Raw genomic sequence first — 3,290 nt, forward strand, 5'->3', positions numbered from 1 at the left:
CGTCCGCGCGCAGGGCCTCGTACGCGGTGGCCACGGTGGTGCGGCTGACGTCGAGGGTCCCGGCCAGCTCGCGCTCCGCCGGGATGCGGGTGCCGATCGGCAGCCTGCCGTCCAGGACGAGCAGCCGGACCCGGTCGGTGAGGGCGGTGGCCAGCCCACGGTCGTCGGGCGGTCGCCAGCTGCCGAGCAGCCGTCCGAAGCTCGTGCTGCCGATCCGTCGGGTGCCCGGGTCCACGAGGCCACCTCCATCCGATTGGCTATGTCCTAGCGGGCCAATCGTACGCACAGTGGAGCCATGACACTCACCGTCCTGCTCTCGGTCCTCGTCCTCATCGCCGTCCTGGCGCCGCGCTACGGCGCGGACAGCCGTTCGATGCGCGATGCCCCGCACTACACCGCCACGCCGTGGGGTGACCTCAAGGCCGCCTGGTGGCGGTTCCGGTACGCGCTGGAACGCCCGGCCCGGCAGACCCGGGAGACGAGCGCGTCGCGGTGACCCGGATCAGGGCGCGTGGCCGGTCCGGTACTCCCAGTGGTCCTGGGTGAGCACCTCGGCGGTCCGGTCGACCGCGTCCTTGATCTCGGCACGGAAGTGGTAGCGGCCGGGCTGCCAGCCGTCCCGGTCCGCGACGGCGAGCAGGTGGGCCTCGGCCCACCGGTGCCACTCGTCGGCGTCTCGCGGCGCGGGGTCCGGGGAGTCGCAGACGACCGTCGTGAAGTCGTGCATGTGCCCGCGCAGCGAGGTCCACATCTGCACGTCGATGTCCAGGGTCTCGGGCAGGGGCCGGGCGTGCCTGCCGGAGTGGTCGTCCATCGTCGGAGTATCGGCACCCCACCGACCTGCTGCCCGCCGGGTCACCCGATCAGGCGGCGTCCAGCAGGTCGGTGCGGTCCTTGGCCTCCAGCGAGGCGCGGTACGGGCCGAACAGGCCCTTGGCCAGCGGCAACACCGTGAGGAGCTTCGCCACGGGCCCTTTCGCGCGGACCTGGCCCTTGGCGAGGGCCACGGGCAGCACCACCCTGCCCAGCCAGAACCGGTTGCCGGTGTCCGCGGTCATGAACAGCTCGACGTCGGGCTGCGGGCCCTGGCCCGCCCCCTCGAAGATCGCCGAGTTCGGCATGTCGACGGTCAGCACAGCGTCCGGCTCCGTGTAGGTGATCCGCAGGACCACGCCGGAGGGCTTGAGCCTCTCGACCAGGTCCGCATCCTCCATGCCCATGCGGAAGACGCCGCCGAGGTACTCGTAGACCTCGGCCTCGTTCTCGAACGCCGCCACGATGCAGCCCCTCTCCTCGCGTGGCCCGAGTGTGGAACCGGCGACCGGCCGGAGACGACCCCCCACCCGGGCCGGCCCTGGCCCCCGAGAACCACCCGCGAGTCCCCCACTTCCGACGCGCGAGTCGGACACCACGGCCCGCGAGTCCCCCACTTCCGACGCGCGAGTCGGACACTGCGGCCCCGAGTCCCCCACTTCCGACGCGCGAGTCGGACACTGCGGCCCGCGAGTCGGACGTGGCCGTCGCGAACCGATCAGTCGAGCAGGCCCGCTCGGCCCGCGAGGGCCGCAGCCTCGATGCGGTTCGCCGCGCCCACCTTGTGGAGCAGCGAGGCGATCATCCGCTTCGCGGTGCGCTCGCTGACGAGCATCGGGCGGGCGATCTCGCTGGTCTCGAGGCCGCGGGCGAGCAGCCGCCACAGCTCGACGTCCCGCTCGGAGAGCCGGTCCAGCACGCCGTCGGCGGTGCGGTCGGCCGACACGAGCAGCGCGTCGAGCAGCTCGGCCCGGACCACCCGGACCCCGGCCAGCACCGACAGCAGCGGCGCGACCAGGACCTCGGGATCGGCGGACTTGGCGAGGTAGCCGTCCGCCCCGGCGCGCAGGGCCGCCGCGGCGAGATCGAGGTCCTCGGTGCCGGACAGGGCGAGCACCCGCGTGTCCGGGTAGGCGGCCTTGATCCGCCGGATCGTCTCGACGCCGCCGAGCGGCGGCAGGGCGAGATCCACAACGGCGACCGCGGCCTTGTTCCGCCCGACGAGCGCCACCGCCTCCTCGCCCACCGTGGCGGACCCGGCGACCCGGAACGTCTCCCCGGCGCGGGACTCGAGTAGTAGGGCCAGACCCTGGGCGAACAGTGCATGGTCGTCCACGATGACGACGGTGTAGGGGCCCTCCTGCACGGCGCGAGCCTAGGCTGTGTCTCTCGATCCGGCGCCGCCGGGCCCGGTGGTCCACGTCGTTCTCGGCAACGCAGCCGGGCCGCCCTCCTACCCGGCGTACTCGGGTGGTCCGGCAACGCCGTCGGGGGCGGCGTGGGCGCCGGGAGCGGTGGTGGCGGAGTGAGAGACACGGCCTCAGCGGTGCCCGCCGCACCGGGTGTCCACCGTGGCCCCCGCGAGCCGCCTCCCGTCCGCGATCGTTGGGGGGAGGGACGGAACAGGCAGGGAGGTCGCGGTGGAGGTCTACGGGCCGTGGACGCGGCGCTCGGACTCCGCGGAGGAGCGCGCGGCGGTCGTCATCCGGGCGGCGGTGGTGGCCGCCGTCGGGTTGGCGCTGGTCATCGGGCCGGAGCTGGCCCGCGGCAGGCCCGCGGTGGTCTGGACGATCGTGGCGGGCACCGCGCTCTACGCGGTGGCCCTGTTGGTCACCGAGTGGGCCGAGCGGCCGCTGCCGGTGCGACCGGCGGTGATCACCGTGGTCGACGGGCTGCTGGTCCTGGTCGCCTGCGGGCTGACCGGGGGAGCGGACAGCATCTTCGTGGCGGTGCTGCCGCTGATCGCGATCGCGATGTCGCTGCGCAGTGGGCCGGTGCTGGGCAGACTCGGAGCGCTCGGCGTCGGGCTCGGGTTCACGGTCGCGTGCTGGCTCGGCTCCGACCCGGGAGTCCCGCTGTCCGTCCGGCTCCTGACGGGGGCGTGGTGGAGCGGGTTCCTCGTCGCGGCGGCCGTGCTGGTCGGGGTGTTGGTGCGGATGCTGGAGCGCCAGCTCGCGGTGGCCGCGGAGTCCCGGGCCCGTGCCCTCGCCGAACACGAGAAGCTGCTGTCCGAGCGGGAGCTGCGGACCCGGCTGGTCGAGGCGCAGCAGGCGCGGCTCGACGGCGTCCGGGTCGTCCTGCACGAGTTCCGCACCCCGGTCGCCTCGTTGACCGCCCTGACCGGCGAGCTCGCCGCAGGCACACTGTCGCCGGGGGCCTCGGGCACCGCGATCCGGCTGCTCGCCGAGCACGCCGTGCACCTGCGGGACATGTTGGAGGGCCTCGCCGACCTCGCGGTCCGGGACGGCAGCCCGCTG

Annotated in this window: 5 protein-coding genes and 1 pseudogene; 2 read left to right on the forward strand and 4 right to left on the reverse strand. The window is 74.1% G+C overall.

Features of this window, described 5'->3' with window-relative positions; genetic code table 11:
• Positions 1 to 235: GntR family transcriptional regulator (locus H5J29_RS26330; RefSeq protein ID WP_376768575.1), on the reverse strand; the 235-nt coding region annotated here is incomplete at its 3' end.
• 60 nt (positions 236 to 295) lie between these two features.
• On the opposite strand from H5J29_RS26330, the gene H5J29_RS26335 reads away from it, so the two are divergent.
• On the forward strand, positions 296 to 496 hold the full coding sequence (locus tag H5J29_RS26335; RefSeq protein WP_181783705.1) for a hypothetical protein: 201 nt from the start codon (positions 296 to 298) through the stop codon (positions 494 to 496).
• A 6-nt stretch (positions 497 to 502) separates the two neighbouring features.
• Here the strand turns inward: H5J29_RS26335 and H5J29_RS26340 are convergent, their stop codons facing one another.
• From H5J29_RS26340 to H5J29_RS26350, 3 genes are all read right to left on the reverse strand, one after another.
• Positions 503 to 814 (reverse strand): hypothetical protein, encoded by a 312-nt coding sequence (locus H5J29_RS26340; RefSeq protein ID WP_181783706.1) that lies wholly within the window; start codon positions 812 to 814, stop codon positions 503 to 505.
• Between the two features lie 49 nt (positions 815 to 863).
• The gene (locus H5J29_RS26345) at positions 864 to 1,277 is read right to left on the reverse strand and encodes a sterol carrier protein (protein WP_181783707.1); all 414 of its coding nucleotides are present in this window, start codon (positions 1,275 to 1,277) and stop codon (positions 864 to 866) included.
• A gap of 254 nt (positions 1,278 to 1,531) precedes the next feature.
• On the reverse strand, positions 1,532 to 2,179 hold the full coding sequence (locus H5J29_RS26350; protein WP_181783708.1) for a response regulator: 648 nt from the start codon (positions 2,177 to 2,179) through the stop codon (positions 1,532 to 1,534).
• Positions 2,180 to 2,453: 274 nt separating this feature from the next.
• Between H5J29_RS26350 and H5J29_RS26355 the strand changes: the two are divergent.
• Positions 2,454 to 3,290, forward strand: a pseudogene (locus H5J29_RS26355) (solute carrier organic anion transporter); the annotation flags it as partial.

The organism is Pseudonocardia pini, from assembly GCF_013870575.1.
Taxonomy (GTDB): domain Bacteria; phylum Actinomycetota; class Actinomycetes; order Mycobacteriales; family Pseudonocardiaceae; genus Pseudonocardia; species Pseudonocardia pini.

What these genes read in the sequence shown, in the direction of transcription:
- H5J29_RS26335 (WP_181783705.1), top strand. Translation starts at nt 296, where the DNA reads ATGACACTCACCGTCCTGCTCTCGGTCCTCGTCCTCATCGCCGTCCTG.
- H5J29_RS26340 (WP_181783706.1), bottom strand. Translation starts at nt 814, where the DNA reads ATGGACGACCACTCCGGCAGGCACGCCCGGCCCCTGCCCGAGACCCTG.